Source organism: Nocardia jiangsuensis, from assembly GCF_042650385.1.
In the GTDB taxonomy this organism is placed as follows: Bacteria; Actinomycetota; Actinomycetes; order Mycobacteriales; family Mycobacteriaceae; genus Nocardia; species Nocardia jiangsuensis.
Genome location: NZ_JBHSAX010000022.1, coordinates 277,146 through 291,262, shown reverse-complemented (window position 1 = coordinate 291,262; position 14,117 = coordinate 277,146). Strand labels below are relative to the sequence as shown.

Genomic DNA, 14,117 nt, shown 5'->3' with positions numbered 1-14,117 from the left:
CTGTTCTCGATACTCAGCGTCGCTTTGATGAATCCGGCTATTCCGGCGGCACCGTCGAGGTGGCCGATATTGGTTTTCACCGAGCCGACCAGCAAAGGTTCGGCACGTCGCGGAAAATCTCTCGATACCGCCCCGAGCGCGGCCGCTTCGACGACGTCCCCGATTGCGGTCCCGGTACCGTGCAATTCGATGAAATCGATATCCGCAGCGGTGACACCGGCGCGCAGGAGCGCATTCCGGATAACTTTCTCCTGCCGTTCGGCACTCGGTGCCGTCAACCCGAAAGTGGCACCATCGTTGTTCACGGCACTGCCGCGGACAACGGCATAGATATGGTCACCGGATTCGAGCGCCGCATGGAGACTTTTCAGAACGACGACACCGGCGCCTTCACCGGGCACGAAACCGTTCGCGCGGGAATCGAATGTGAAACATCTGCGGTCGGGTGAGATGACACCGAGTTCGTTCAGCAGTCGATGTCGCCGAGTGGTCAGGTCGATGTTCACCCCGCCGGCGACGGCGGTGTCGGATTCGCCGGTGCGAATGCTCTCGCACGCCATGTGCACGGCCACCAGCGACGAGGACTGGGCCGTGTCGACGAGCAGGCTGGGCCCGGTGAGGTCGAGGAAATACGACAGCCGGTTCGCGACGACAGCCCGGCTACCACCGGTTATGGCGTAGTGACCGTGCCTGGCGACGTAGTCGTCACCGGAAACGCCGAGGAAGACGCCGACCGGTTCCCCGGCCAGTGCCCCGGGAACGATACCCGCGTCCTCGAAGGCCTCCCAGGCGGTCTCCAGCATCAACCGTTGCCGCGGATCCATCGCCGCGGCTTCGTTGGGCGAAATACCGAAGAACTCCGGATCGAAAGTATCGACCCGCTTCAGATAACCCCCGTCCGGTAATACCGAATCGGTGAGATTACAGAGCAGAGTGCGCGAATCCGACGGTGGACCCACCCCACTCGACGCCGTCGTCAACATTTTCCATAGAGCAGCAACACTATCGGCGCCGGGGAATCGGCAAGATATTCCGACTACAGCGACAGGGTCTGAGTCGAGCAATATAGAAACTCCTCCACCGCTGCACACAGTCGACAGACCGCAGCAATTCCCGTAAATACTGTCCCGATCCCCCTCTCGCACTTCGACGGTAACCCCCGTCTACGGGGCTGTCAACCGGAGAGGCAATCATGCAGCAGACGTGAAAGATGGCTTTCCGTTACGGGTGTCACCGAACGGGGTTTGCCTTCAGCGCACCTCGCTCGGGATTGCGAAAAAATAGCCCTATGATTCCGCTGGCTCCCGAGCGCGGCGTGGCACCCGCCCCCAGCTACCTCCAGCTCATCGAACGGCGCACTCGACCAATTTGAAGGTAAAGTCACCTGCAAATTTATATGCACGGCAGTTACCGGGCGAGCACCCTCCTCGCCCGCGAAGGTTTACCCACTCGGAACGCGCGCCCGAGCCGGGACGCCCGCGGTGGTGGCAGCGGGATGCCGATCATTCTCGGGGCAGAGCCATAGCTCACGGATTGCGGATCGCCGGTCGGCCATCCCGGAGGACTCCGCGCCGCCGAGTCAATCGGCATCCTCCCGCGATGAACCGTTCACAGCAGATTGATTCCTGTCCGTGGTGCCGCCTCCGCTCGACGTACCAGCCACCGACGTCCCGGTGATCGGGATCCACGGCCCGAGCTCGGTCACGGATCACGGGCGTGGCGATGCGAATCGTCGCCTCGCGAGACGACCGGAAACCGGTCGCGGCCGACGCGCTACGTGGATCCTCGCGGGAGGTGCTGCTGCGCTCGACACTGAGCGCGGCGGGTATCGACCCGGACCGCGGCCTCACCCTGATCGACCTGACCTTCGCCGACATGACCAATGCCTACGCGGGTAGGCAGATCGACGCCTTCTCCTCGGCCGAACTCGGCCCGTCGGTCGCCGAGCAGCGCGGCGCGCACGACATCGTGAGCCCGGGCGACACCCCCCGTCGGGAAGGTCGATATCGGGCTGGCGACCACGCAGCGGGTGATCGACACCGACCCCGCACTGGTGAGCGCCGTGGTCGCCACGTACCGGGAAGCCCTGCGGCACATGGACACCGACCGCGAGTAGCGGCGGCAACGGGTGGTCGGACATTTCGGCCACGACTGGGCCGTCGCCACGACCGCCGTCGCCAGCACCTGGCCACCCGCGGACCTCGCCGAGCAGTACGTCACCCCGCTGCCGCGCCGGCTCCGACCGGCAAATGCCTGGTCAGCCCGCTCTATTGCGGTCGCCGATCTCGCGGTGGGTTCCGGCGAGGCGACCAGCGGCACGCTGTGGCGGCACTACGCGGCCAGCGCACTGCGGGTGCTCAACGGGTTCCTGATCGCAGCCGCACTGGCGATCCCGCTGGGGCTGCTCATCGGCCGAATCCGGGTGGTGGAGCGGCTGCTCGACTCCACGGCCGGGCTGCTGCGCCCCATCCCGGTGACCGCGTGGGCGCCGCTGGTGCTGCTGCCGATCGGCTTCGGCGACCGCTCCACCATCTTCCTGATCGTGCTCGCCGCGTTCTTCCCGATCCTGGTCAACACCATCGCGGGCGCTTCCACGGTCTCGCCGCGGCTGCTGGAGGCCGCCGCCATGCTCGGCACCCCCGCCTGGAAGAGCTTGACCCTCACCTGCGCGCGGCCACCCGCAACCGCCCCGGGCTCGTCTGAGCCCCGCGGAGGAGCACCCTCATGACCAGCACCGTCCGCCTCGGCGCGCCGATCACCATCGCCGCGCTCGGCAAGCAGTTCCCTTCCGAACAGGGCCCGGTCACCGCCGTCGCGGACCTGGACCTCGATATCGCGGCGGGCGAGTTCATCGCCGTGGTCGGCGCCAGCGGCTGTGGCAAGTCCACCGTGCTGCGCATGCTCGCCGGCTTCGAGACCCCGACCTCGGGGCGGCTCGAGGTCGCAGGCGCGCCCGTGCGCGGGCCGGGCCCGGACCGCGGCGTCGTGTTCCAGGACTACGGCCTGTTCCCGTGGCTGACCGTGCAGGAGAACGTCGCCTACGGGCCGAGGCAGACCGGCGCCTCCCGCCGCGACGCCGCCGCGCGGGCCGCCCGCTACATCGAGCTCGTCGGCCTCACCCGGGTCGCGAAACGCTTCCCGGAGCAGCTCTCCGGCGGAATGCAGCAGCTCATGGGCGAGCCGTTCGGCGCGCTCGACGCCCTCACCCGCGGTTCGATGCAGCGCGAGCTCGAGCGGATCCATCGCGAGACCGGGACCACCACGTTGTTCGTCACGCACAGCGTTGAGGAGGCGGTGTACCTGGCGGATCGGGTGGTGGTGATGAGCGGCGGGATCTCGCACGGGACGCCGGGGCACGTCAAGGCGGTGGTTCCGGTGGAGCTGGATCGGCCGCGGGATGTGAACGATGCGGCGTTCACCGATCATCGGCGGCGGATCAGCGCGCTGATCGAGCACTGAGCGGTCCCGCAGGGTCGCACCGCTCCGGCGTGCCGGACTCCAGTAGTGTTCGCCGGTTCTGTCCGAATCTGTTGTGGGAGCATACCTGTCGGTGTACGCGCTCGCCGTGAACCTGCCGGCGCGCGCCGCTCGTTCCGAACTCCGCCTGATCCGGTGGCGCCTCCGCAGGGCGGAGCATCTCCTGCTGCAACTTGCAGTTCGTTGTCACGCCCCGGTTCCGCGCTGCCGCTCTGTCGTCCAATTCCTTTCCGCCGTCGAAAGCGGCAATCGGACACGTTGACCAATTCGGTTCGGCCGAGCCGGAGTCGACAGGGTGGCTGCGCCGCAGCTGAAGGCACGCAGCGTGCGCGAACGTCGAAGATCGCCACCTGGAGCCTCCAGCGGACCGCACCTTCGGAGCATGCTCGCAGCTACTTTGCGGCGAGTCCGAAGAGACTGAGCAGCAACAGTATTCGCCGTATTATTCGGGGTTGTCCCAGCACTCTGTTCGCGCTGACGCGGGCGGACTCGCCCCCGAGGATTCGGAGCCCGATGCCACGTCGAGACCTGCACGCCGTTTTCCGGTCGAACGATCCGGACTTGCGGGCGGTCGATGTGTTCACCAACCGGGAGAGCGAATACGAGGCGGTCGTCCGCAGCATCAGGACCGTCCGCGCGGAAACGGACTCGCAGTCGTTCGATGTCGAGGACATGGAACAGCCGCGGCGCAACGTTCTGGTCTTCTACGGCGTAGGCGGAATCGGCAAGACGACGCTGTCGAAAACGCTGACCGCCTGGCTGGCCGACCCCCGGACCGGGCCGTCCCAGTGGCAGCCCCCCGAGCAGGCGTTACCCCGCACCGTGCCGATCCGGGTCGATCTGGCTCGGAGCCGCGCCGTCGACATCGAATCGATCGTGCTCACGGTGCGCGCGGAACTCTCGGTCCTCGGACGCCCGATGCCCGCGTTCGATCTGGCTCTGCAGCGCTACTGGGAGCACAACCGGCCGGGTGAGTCGCTGCAGGCGCACCTGGCGAGCCACTCCGGACTGCGCCGATTCGCTGATTCGCTCCCGGCGCAGATCGATTCGGCGATCGGCGATGCCGCGCAACTTCTCGGACTTCCCGGCACCGTGGGCCTGCTGGCCGGCCGGGGCATCGCGGCCGCGATCCGCGGGCTGCGTCAACGCCGCCGCAGGCACCACGCGCTGGCGTGCCGTCGCCTGCCCGACCTGCTCGATGCCGACCCGGACATCGAAGCCCTGAGCTTCTACCCGCATCTGCTGGCCTGGGATCTGGCGCACCTGCCCGGCGGGCGCTCGGCGCTCCCGGTCATCATGCTCGACACCTTCGAAGACGTCGGTGACCGCACCGACCGTGAACGGGAACGCCTGCTCCAGCGCCTGGTCTGGCTGATGCCCAACGCCGTGTTCGTCATCACCGGCCGGAACCGCCTGCAGTGGGACGACGAACGCTTGAACGACGTGCTGGACTGGGCCGGCACCCGCTGTTGGCCACAGCTGGGCACCCAGGCCGACGGTGAGCCGCGGCAGCATTTGGTCGGGTACCTGTCGCCGCAGGACTGCCACGACTACCTGGCCCGGCGCATCACCCACCTCGACGAACCCCTCATTCCGCCGCATATCCGGGCGATCATCGCCACCCGGTCGGAGGGATTGCCGCTCTATCTCGACCTGGCGGTCACGCGCTACCTCACGCTGTATCGCAGGCTGGGTACGATGCCCGCCATGCGCGAGATCGATCACGACTTTGCCGCGCTGGTCGACCGGATCTTCCGCGATCTCACCACCGAAGAACGCCATATGGCTCGGGCGGTCAGTTTGTTCGACTCGTTCTCGGTGGACCTCGCAACCGCTACGGCGGGGCTCGAACGCGACGGGGTCGCCCTGCGTCTGATCGACCGGCCGTTCATCGAACATGATTCGACCGGACTGTGGCCCTACCGGCTGCACAATCCGGTGCGTTCGGCACTGCGCGACGCCGACCACCGCGGCGAGGACAGCTGGAGCGCCGCCGACTGGCGGCGCGCTGCCCAGCGCGCCTTCGACGCCCTCGGCACCGGCCGGGATCGCACCGCCGCTCGCGGGGACCGCCGCATTCTGGTCAACTGTCTGACCCAGGGGCTGCGGCTGGCTCGCGATTTCGACCTTCCGTTGGATTGGCTCATCGATGCCGCCTTCGCCTACGTCGGCGATTCGGTGTGGGACTCGCTCGAGGTCGGCGATCCCCTGCTGCCGAGGGGCTTCCCGCCACCGACCGGCGGCGCGGCGACAGCACTGATCACCACCCTCGGAATCATCGCCCGACGCAACCGCGTTCCCCGGCACCGGACCGCCGACGAACTGCGCGCGGTGCTGGATGCCGGGCATCTGCCCCCTGACCTCGTCGAGCTTCCGCGCTACTACCTGGCGATGTGCGAACGCGACCTCGGGCATCTGGCCGCCTCCATGAACGGTATGCGGCTCGTCGCCGACGCCGGCGGGCGGTTGTCCGCAGACGCCGCACGCGGACTGTTCCACCTGGCCCGGCGGCTCGGGCGCTTCCGCGATGCGCTCACCACCGTGGAAACCCTCGGCGACGACGGCAAACAACATCGCGCCCGCGGTGAACTCTGGTGGTCGCAGGGCGATATATCCATGGCGTGCGCCTGCCTCGCCCGTGCCCGTGACGACGCCTTCCGAGCCGGGTTCAGCGGAGAAGCCGCGCTGTGCCAGGCCTACCTGTCGTTCTCCGCCGCTTTCGAGGACCGGCCACGCGCGCTGGAGCAGATCGACCACGCGACGAACCTGCTCGGCGCCGCGCCCGTCGGCTGGGCCACACTGCAGGTCGAGGTCGCCCGCCTGGTGGCCGACGCGGGCCACGATCCCGAGTTACCCGGCCGCGCCCGTGCGGTCGCCGCCACCACGCGGGCAGCCGGGTTGAGCTCGCTGTGCGCCTACGCGTCCCTCGCCGCCTGCTTCCATGCCGCCGTCCTCGAGTCCGATACGCTGACCGAGCAGGCCCGTAGCTGGTTGTACGACTGCGTTCACGGTGACGAGTTCGCCTATCTCATCGAGATCGCGCACATGTTCACCGGCTCGAATCTCCCCCCTGATGTCGCACGAGCCGACTGGATCGAAGGGCAACCAGCTGCCCGAAATCGCTGGCGCCTGCTCGTCTCGGAACGGCGCAGGCAACTCATGACAACCGAAAGGACGTGACTCGCAGCCGATGGCCGACTACACCACGATCGACGACGTGGACCTCGCACGTGTCAGCACCGACTACGGTCTGCACAACCCGTCGATCCGTGTTCTACCCGGTGGCGCCGCCAACTCGAGCTTCACCGTCGGCACCGACACCGACACCTACGTGCTGACCGTCCTGGACAACCACGACCCGGTCACGGCTCACCGACTCGTCCAGGTCACCACGGCACTGTTCGAGCACGGCCTTCCGACTGCCGAGATCGTGCCCGCTCGCGACGGCCGGACGGTGACCGAGGCGAACGCCCGCCCGGCCGTCCTGAAACGGTGGATCGAAGGTACTGTTCACGATTCGCTGCCGGTCCCGCTGCTCGGTGACGCCGGCGCCACACTGGCCTCGCTGCACCGCGCGCCCGTCGACCTGCCCAGCCTGCCGCGACACACTCGGCGTCTTTCGGAGCAGCAGGAAGCCGAGATCTCCCGGTTCACCGACCACGAGTTCGCCGATTGGCTGCGGACCCGCCTGGATCGGTTGCGCGGCGATCACGGTACCCGGCCCGACACCATCACGCACGGAGATCTGTTCGCCGACAACCTGATCGAGCGGCCCGACCACACCCTGGCGGTCATCGACTGGGAGACCGCGTCGCTGGACGACCCGCTGCTCGACCTCGGAATGGCCGTCGTCGGACTTGCCCGCCTCGACGACCACATCGACATCGAACGGACGGAGCGCCTCGTCGAGGGCTACCACGCCGTGCTGCCGCTGACCGAGGACGACCGCGCGATCCTGCCGCGTCTGGCCGAGTACGCCGCCCTGGTGATCGCCTTCCACCGCTACTACCGACACAACGTCCGTTTCCCGAATCCGGCACGCGCACAGAGTCATCGGCCGATGATGCGCCTGGTCGACAACATGCGGGCGATCCGGGTCTGACCCGCTCGGGGATTCGCTGGCAGAGGGTGGGGCGACGATGTCGGTGTTCTCCGGTACCGAACGGGACAGCGCGGCCGACATCGCGAGAATCGCCCGCAAGGTTCAGCACGACGGATTCGCCTTCGAAGAATCGGCGACCATCCTGCGTCACGTCGGAGCCGGTCCCGGATGGGACCGGCTCCACCGCGCCTGGGACGACCTCCCGCTCGACCACTATCTCCATTCCGGTCACCGCTTCCGGCGACGCCGCTACGGCCGATTCCACACCACCCAGGGCGGCGACCTGCGGCCACGCCCGCACGGGCCCTATTTCCAGACACCGGAGACCAACCCCTACGCAGGTGGGATCGATCGGCACTACCAGCCGATCATGACTCCGACCTGGCAGAGCGGGCTGTTCCAGGCGCTCGTCGCGCTCGACACCGAGATCGTGTCCACCGCACTGGCAGAGCCCAGCGCCTGGAACGCCGATGTCCATCTGTTCCGCATCGAGGCATCCGAAGGCGAACCCGCCTCTCCCACACCGGAGGGGATCCATCGCGACGGTAACGTCGCGTTCGCCGTCCACCTGTTCGACTACCGCTGCCGCGGCGGCCGCACCTCGTTGTACCGGGGTGACGAGGTCATCACCACAACTCTCGCCGAGCGCGGCGACACCCTGATCGTCGATGATCGCCGCCTCCTGCACTGCGTCTCCGACATCCTGCCCGCGAGCAACCAGGTCAGCGGTTCCCGCGACGTGATGATCGTCGACTTCTACCGTTGAGTGTGTTCTCCTCGAGGTCCGGAAGTGGTCCCTACGACTTCCGGTTTGGTTCGGACCCGACAGCACGTCTTGAATGTCTCGACGTGACGACAGACGAAGCGCCGAGCGGCGTCGATCAGGAGCACGGCGAGCCGCGGGTCGTTCTCGGCGTGGTGGCGGCACCCGGCCCGGCAATCGAACTGGCCCGCCGGCACCTGGGCGACCCCGCCTTCGCCACCGGACTCGGCACCCGCCTGGCCGGAGCCGAGTGGGAGGTCGACCTGGTCGAAGACCGCCTGGTCACGCCCCCGGCCGGCGACGGCGAGATCGTGGCGGCCGCGCGAGAGATGATGCTGGCCCGCGGCTGGGACGTGGTCCTCGACGTCACCGACCTCCCGCTGCACGAACGCCGGCGCCCGGTGCTGGCCCACGCCAGCCCGCTGCACGGCGTCGCGGTGATCTCGATCCCCGCGCTCGGCCCCCGCGGCCGCGGCAGGCGCCTGAACGAGATCGCGGCCGAACTCGTGGCGCGCCTGCTCGGCGACGACCCGGACGATCCCACCGAACTGACCCACCGGGTGCGCGAACTCGGCACCGACACCGAGCCGGGCGCCTCGGCCTTCACCGCCCGCGTCCTGACCGGCAATCTGCGGCTGATCACCGGCATGGTGCGGGCCAATCAGCCGTGGCGGCTCACCCTGCGGCTCTCGCGGGCGCTGGCGGCGGCCGCGGCGGCAGGGGTGTTCGCGCTGATCACGTCGGATATCTGGCGGATGGCGGACACCTTCGGCGCGGTGCGGTCGTCCTTGGCGACGGTCGGGTCGATCGTGGCCATCGCGGCCACCCTGGTGATCGGGGCCGACCTGTGGGAGCGGGCGCCGCAGCGGCGGATGCGGGAGCAGGTGGCGATGTTCAACATCGCGACCATCGCCACCGTGCTGATCGGGGTCGGCGCCTTCTACCTGGCGCTGTTCGGGTTGGCGGTGCTGGCGGCGGCGTTCCTGGTGGTGCCCGCCGGGTTCGCCGAGGCGCTGGGGCATCCGGTCGGGATCGGGGACTACCTGGAGCTGGCCTGGCTGACGTGTTCGCTCGCCACGGTGGGCGGCGCGCTCGGGGCGGGGCTGGAGGACGACGACACCGTCCGCGAAGCGGCGTACGCCAGGCACAGCGACGCCGGATAGCTATCGCACGCTCAGCCGAATCGCCTCGGCTACGGCGTATGCGCCGGTCAAGGCGACCAGGGGCCACGCCGTCCGCGGCGAGATATCCCCCCGCCGCACGTTCCCGAGACCGGCCACGGTGTCGCTGACGTCGATCAGCAACCCGAGCCGCAGCCACCGCGCCCGCTCCCGCGGACCGGCGGTGAGATAGCCGAAACCCATGGCCAGCGCCCGGATCCCGTACACGCGCATCAGATACAGCGACTCCGGCGTACTGCGCGCCCCGAAGGCGCGGTTCAGCGCGTGCGGCGCACCCAGCGAGGCGGCACCGAGCAGTACCCGGCCCACCGCCAGCGCGACCGGAACGGTCGTGCCCTCGTTCGACACCATGAGCGAACTCCCCTCTCGACTGTTCTGAATTGAGAAGTTAGCACTTACGATTTCTGAAGTACAGGGTTCGGAAGGTTAAGCTTCCGGAACCATGGCCAAGCGCTCCTACAACCAGTACTGCGGCATCGCCCACGCTCTCGACCTGCTCGGCGAGCGCTGGTCGATGCTCATCCTGCGCAACCTGCTGCTCGGCCCCAAGCGCTACACCGACCTGATCGACGGCCTCCCCGGCATCGGAACCGGCCTGCTCAGCCAGCGCCTGAAGGAACTCGACGCCGCGGGCGTCATCACCAGGACCACCCTGCCGCCCCCCGCTGCGTCGACCGTCTACCAGCTGACCCCCGACGGTGAGGCGCTGCGCCCGGTCTTCCACTCGCTCTCCCGCTGGGGCCTGCCCAGGCTGGGCGCCCCCGAGCCGACGCAGCACCTCGATCCCGAGCTGGTCGCCCTTGCCATGGAGGCCAGGTTCCGATCGGCGCCGGGGGCCGACGGCGTCTACGAACTCCGCACGAGCGGAGCGGCTTTCCGCTTCACGATCACCCAGGAGCGGATCGAGTTCCGCGCACTGCCCGCCGAATCGCCGCGCGCGGTGCTCGCCGCCGACATCGCCGTCCTCACCGAGCTCGCCAACGGCACGCTCGCACTCGGCACCGCCATCGAGACGGGCGCGCTCGGCATCACCGGCGACCTCGCCGCCGCGGCCCCGCTCGCCGCCGCCTTCGGCCTCGTCGCAGACCGGATCCCCCGAGCTCAGAGCTCGTAGCCGAACCGGCCGCGCAGATCGGCGGTACGGCGCACTTCACGGAGTGCCGGTGATCTCCGGACCGGCCGGCTGGACCGATCGGGTGCGGGCAGATTACGGCCCGGCGGTCGCCCGGTAGCCGAAGTTGGCGAGCACCTCGGTCGTGGCCTTGGCGAAGTTGAGGGTGACGAAGTGCAGGCACGGCGCACCCTCGTCGATGAGCCGCTGCGCCAGCTCGGTGGCGATCTCGATGCCTGCCGCGCGCACGGCGGCACGGTTCTCCTCCGGGCCGTCGCCCGCGGCCCCGTGCAGCCGGTCCAGGACCGGCGCGGGCAGGTCGCGCCCGCACAGCTCCACCGCGCGGCGCACGGTGCGCAGCGAGGTGATCGGCATGAGCTCGGGGATGATCGGTTTCGCGCCCTCGACCGGGTCGTGCGCGGCGAGCCGGTCGCGCAGCCGCAGGTAGTGCTCGACGCCGAAGAACATCTGGGTGATCGAGTACTCCGCTCCGGCCCTGAGTTTCGCGGCCGGATACGCCGTGTCGGTCTCCAGGTCCGGTGAGCGGTGGTGGCCCTGCGGGAAGGAGGCCACCCCGACGTCGAAGTCGCCGAGGTCGCGGACCATGCGGACCAACTCCTCGGCGTACGTGACCCCGGCGGGGTGCCGGTGCCAGTCGCCGAGCGGGTCGCCCGGCGGGTCGCCGCGCAGGACGAGGATGTCGCGGATGCCGCTGTCGGCGTAGGTGCCGACCAGCGCGCGCAGCTCGGCGCGGCTGTGCCCGACGGCGGTCAGGTGCGCCACCGGGAGCAGCGTGGTCTGCTGGGCCAGCTGCCCGGTGATACGGGCGGTGCGGTCCTTGGTGGAGCCGCCCGCGCCGTAGGTCATCGAGACGAAAGCCGGGTGCAGGCGCTCGAATTGCCGGACGGCGCGCCACAGCCGGGTTTCGCCTTCGGCGTCGCGCGGCGGGTTGAACTCCACGGAGAACGGGACGGGGGCGGTGGCGTCGGTACGCAGGTTCGCCACGACCGAGCGGGCGGCGGGCGTGGTTCGGACGGTCATCGTGCCGCCCGCGGGAGGTTACGCATAGTGGCCTCGGGGCTGGAAGGGACACCCCGGGGCGGCAAGGAGCCGCCCCGGGGCGGGTCAGCGCAGCGCCTGCGCCGCCGCGACGAGGTTGCGCAGCGAGGCGGTCACCTCGGCGGTGCTGCGGGTCTTGAGCCCGCAGTCCGGGTTGACCCACAGCCGTTCGGCCGGAACGGCTTTCAGCGCCAGCTCCAGCGACTTCCGTACCTCCTCCGCGCCGGGAACCCGCGGCGAGTGGATGTCGTAGACACCAGGGCCGACGCCGAGGTCGAAGCCGATCGCATTGAGGTCGTCGAGCACCTCCATGTGCGAGCGCGCCGCCTCGATCGAGGTGACGTCGGCGTCCAGGCCGTGGATCGCCCCGATGACCTCGCCGAACTCCGAGTAGCAGAGGTGGGTGTGGATCTGGGTGGCGTCGGCGACGCCGGCGGTGGCGAGCCGGAACGCCTCGACCGCCCAGTCCAGGTAGGCGGCCTGGTCGGCCCGGCGCAGCGGCAGCAGTTCGCGCAGCGCGGGCTCGTCCACCTGGACGACACCGATGCCCGCCGCCTCCAGATCCACCGTCTCGTCCCGGATGGCCAGTGCGATCTGCCGCGCGGTGTCGGCGAGCGGCTGGTCGTCGCGGATGAACGACCAGGCCAGGATGGTGACCGGGCCGGTCAGCATGCCCTTGACCGGCTTGGCGGTCAGCGACTGGGCGTAGGTGATCCACTCGACGGTCATCACCGCCGGGCGCGCCACGTCGCCGTAGACGATCGGCGGGCGCACGCAGCGGGTGCCGTAGGACTGCACCCAGCCGTTGACCGTCGCGGCGAAGCCGTCGAGCTGCTCGGCGAAGTACTGCACCATGTCGTTGCGCTCCGGCTCGCCGTGCACGAGCACGTCCAGCCCGATCTCCTCCTGCAGCGCGATGACCTCGGCGATCTCGGCGCGCATGCGGGTGTCGTACTCGGCCCGGTCGATCTCGCCGCGGCGGAATTCGGCGCGGGCCACCCGGATCCGGCCGGTCTGCGGGTAGGAGCCGATGGTGGTGGTCGGCAGCAGCGGCAGGTTCAGCCGCTCCTGCTGCAGGACGCGGCGCTCGTCGGCGGGGGCGCGACGGGTCGCGGCCGCGTCCAGGTCGTCGAGGCGCTCGCGCACCGAGTCCACGCGCAGGCGCGGGTCGGCCCCGCGGTCGGCCACCGCGGTGCGCGCGATCTCGAGCTGGTCGGCGACCGCGCTCTCGCCCTCGGTGAGCGCGGTGGCGAGCACCCGGATCTCGGCGAGCTTCTCGTCGCCGAAGGCGAGCCAGCCGCGCAGCCGCTGGTCCAGGTCGGTCTCCGGGGCCAGGCCGTAGGGGACGTGCAGCAGCGAGCACGAGCTGGAGACGGCGACGGCCACCCCGGCGTCGCGCAGCTCGGTCAGCCGCGGCAGCGCGTGGTCGGGGTCGGCCCGCCAGATGTTGTGGCCGTCGATCACGCCGGCGACGATCAGCTTGTCGGTGATCGACCGGGCCGCGGCGACATCCGCGTCCCCGCCCGCGACCAGGTCGACGGCGATGCCATCGATCCCGGTCTCCGCCAGCGCGGGCAGCGCCACGCCGAGGCGGCCGAAGTAGGCGGCCACCAGGATCGCCGGACGCACCGTGACCTCCGAGAGCCGCCGGTAGGTGCCGCGCACCGCCGCCAGCTCGGCCTCGGTGAGATCGGTGACCAGCGAGGGCTCGTCCAGCTGGACCCACTCCGCCCCGGCCTCGGCGAGCAGCCCGAGCAGCCGCTCGTACAGCGGGATCAGGTCGGGCAGCCGGTCGAGCAGGTCGCTGCCGTCCACCGACTTGGCCAGCTTCAGGAAGGTGACCGGCCCGACGACCACCGGCCGAGCGGGCACGCCGAGCGCCAGCGCCTCCTGCAACTCGGCCAGCGGCTTCTCCGGGTGCAGCGCGAAGGCGGTGTCCGCGGCGAGTTCGGGCACCAGGTAGTGGTAGTTCGTGTCGAACCACTTGGTCATCTCGAGCGGGGCGACCTCGGCATTGCCGCGGGCGGCGGCGAAGTACCGGTCCAGCTCGTCGGCGATCCCGGATACCCGCTGCGGCAGCGCGCCGAGCAGGACGGCGGTGTCGAGCACCTGGTCGTAGTAGGAGAAGGTGCCCACCGGCACCGAATCGAGCCCGGCGTCGAGGGCCGCCGTCAGCTGCGCGGTGCGCAGCTCCTTCGCGACGGCGTGCAGGGCCTGGGCGTTGGTGCGACCCGCCCAGTAGGACTCCGTGGCGCGCTTGAGTTCCCGGTTGGGGCCGACGCGCGGGAACCCCAGCACGGTCGCGGTAAAGGTGGTGTTCGACATCGATGAGCTCCATCAGCAGCAGCCAGGACCGCCGCCCATTCGAAGCGCACGCAGGTGGAGCCCGTGAGCATTGTTCCCGTGCCCGGGTCCACTCGGCGT

10 protein-coding genes and 1 pseudogene are annotated in these 14,117 nt (G+C 69.6%); 7 read left to right on the top strand and 4 right to left on the bottom strand.

The features are described 5' to 3' along the window. Positions 1 to 32 precede the first annotated feature (32 nt). A pseudogene (locus ACFO0B_RS27465) lies at positions 33 to 1,091 on the bottom strand (beta-ketoacyl [acyl carrier protein] synthase domain-containing protein); the annotation flags it as partial. Positions 1,092 to 2,128: 1,037 nt separating this feature from the next. Between ACFO0B_RS27465 and ACFO0B_RS27460 the strand changes: the two are divergent. The 6 genes from ACFO0B_RS27460 (at position 2,129) to ACFO0B_RS27435 (ending at position 9,505) form a co-directional block, all read left to right on the top strand. Further along, positions 2,129 to 2,728 carry an ABC transporter permease gene (locus tag ACFO0B_RS27460; protein ID WP_378615860.1) on the top strand — a complete coding sequence of 200 codons (600 nt, stop codon included), beginning with the start codon at positions 2,129 to 2,131 and terminating at the stop codon, positions 2,726 to 2,728. Further along, positions 2,725 to 3,459 carry an ABC transporter ATP-binding protein gene (locus ACFO0B_RS27455; RefSeq protein ID WP_378615858.1) on the top strand — a complete coding sequence of 245 codons (735 nt, stop codon included), beginning with the start codon at positions 2,725 to 2,727 and terminating at the stop codon, positions 3,457 to 3,459. The genes ACFO0B_RS27460 and ACFO0B_RS27455 overlap by 4 nt, the downstream gene beginning before the upstream one ends. Before the next feature lie 531 nt (positions 3,460 to 3,990). Beyond that, positions 3,991 to 6,657, top strand: a complete 2,667-nt coding sequence (locus tag ACFO0B_RS27450; RefSeq protein WP_378615856.1) for a hypothetical protein — start codon at positions 3,991 to 3,993, stop codon at positions 6,655 to 6,657. 10 nt (positions 6,658 to 6,667) lie between these two features. After that, on the top strand, positions 6,668 to 7,579 hold the full coding sequence (locus tag ACFO0B_RS27445; RefSeq protein ID WP_378615854.1) for a phosphotransferase: 912 nt from the start codon (positions 6,668 to 6,670) through the stop codon (positions 7,577 to 7,579). Between the two features lie 37 nt (positions 7,580 to 7,616). Next, positions 7,617 to 8,345 carry a 2OG-Fe dioxygenase family protein gene (locus ACFO0B_RS27440; RefSeq protein ID WP_378615852.1) on the top strand — a complete coding sequence of 243 codons (729 nt, stop codon included), beginning with the start codon at positions 7,617 to 7,619 and terminating at the stop codon, positions 8,343 to 8,345. A gap of 83 nt (positions 8,346 to 8,428) precedes the next feature. Continuing rightward, on the top strand, positions 8,429 to 9,505 hold the full coding sequence (locus ACFO0B_RS27435) for a hypothetical protein (RefSeq protein ID WP_378615850.1): 1,077 nt from the start codon (positions 8,429 to 8,431) through the stop codon (positions 9,503 to 9,505). Here the strand turns inward: ACFO0B_RS27435 and ACFO0B_RS27430 are convergent, their stop codons facing one another. Beyond that, a complete protein-coding gene (locus tag ACFO0B_RS27430) occupies positions 9,506 to 9,874 on the bottom strand; it encodes a hypothetical protein (RefSeq protein ID WP_378615848.1) in 369 nt (122 codons plus the stop codon). 91 nt (positions 9,875 to 9,965) lie between these two features. On the opposite strand from ACFO0B_RS27430, the gene ACFO0B_RS27425 reads away from it, so the two are divergent. Beyond that, entirely contained in the window at positions 9,966 to 10,637 is a 672-nt protein-coding gene (locus ACFO0B_RS27425; RefSeq protein WP_378615846.1) for a winged helix-turn-helix transcriptional regulator, read from the top strand. 93 nt (positions 10,638 to 10,730) lie between these two features. Here the strand turns inward: ACFO0B_RS27425 and ACFO0B_RS27420 are convergent, their stop codons facing one another. Together ACFO0B_RS27420 and metE are read right to left on the bottom strand one after the other, a co-directional pair. Further along, a complete protein-coding gene (locus tag ACFO0B_RS27420; RefSeq protein WP_378615844.1) occupies positions 10,731 to 11,675 on the bottom strand; it encodes a methylenetetrahydrofolate reductase in 945 nt (314 codons plus the stop codon). Positions 11,676 to 11,759: 84 nt separating this feature from the next. Further along, positions 11,760 to 14,018, bottom strand: a complete 2,259-nt coding sequence (gene metE / locus ACFO0B_RS27415; protein ID WP_378615842.1) for a 5-methyltetrahydropteroyltriglutamate--homocysteine S-methyltransferase — start codon at positions 14,016 to 14,018, stop codon at positions 11,760 to 11,762. Positions 14,019 to 14,117: the final 99 nt, after the last annotated feature.

Coding starts and splice junctions, on each gene's coding strand:
- ACFO0B_RS27420 (WP_378615844.1), bottom strand. CDS start 11,675: ATGACCGTCCGAACCACGCCCGCCGCCCGCTCGGTCGTGGCGAACCTG.
- ACFO0B_RS27445 (WP_378615854.1), top strand. CDS start 6,668: ATGGCCGACTACACCACGATCGACGACGTGGACCTCGCACGTGTCAGC.
- ACFO0B_RS27440 (WP_378615852.1), top strand. CDS start 7,617: ATGTCGGTGTTCTCCGGTACCGAACGGGACAGCGCGGCCGACATCGCG.
- metE (WP_378615842.1), bottom strand. CDS start 14,018: ATGTCGAACACCACCTTTACCGCGACCGTGCTGGGGTTCCCGCGCGTC.
- ACFO0B_RS27455 (WP_378615858.1), top strand. CDS start 2,725: ATGACCAGCACCGTCCGCCTCGGCGCGCCGATCACCATCGCCGCGCTC.
- ACFO0B_RS27430 (WP_378615848.1), bottom strand. CDS start 9,874: ATGGTGTCGAACGAGGGCACGACCGTTCCGGTCGCGCTGGCGGTGGGC.
- ACFO0B_RS27450 (WP_378615856.1), top strand. CDS start 3,991: ATGCCACGTCGAGACCTGCACGCCGTTTTCCGGTCGAACGATCCGGAC.
- ACFO0B_RS27425 (WP_378615846.1), top strand. CDS start 9,966: ATGGCCAAGCGCTCCTACAACCAGTACTGCGGCATCGCCCACGCTCTC.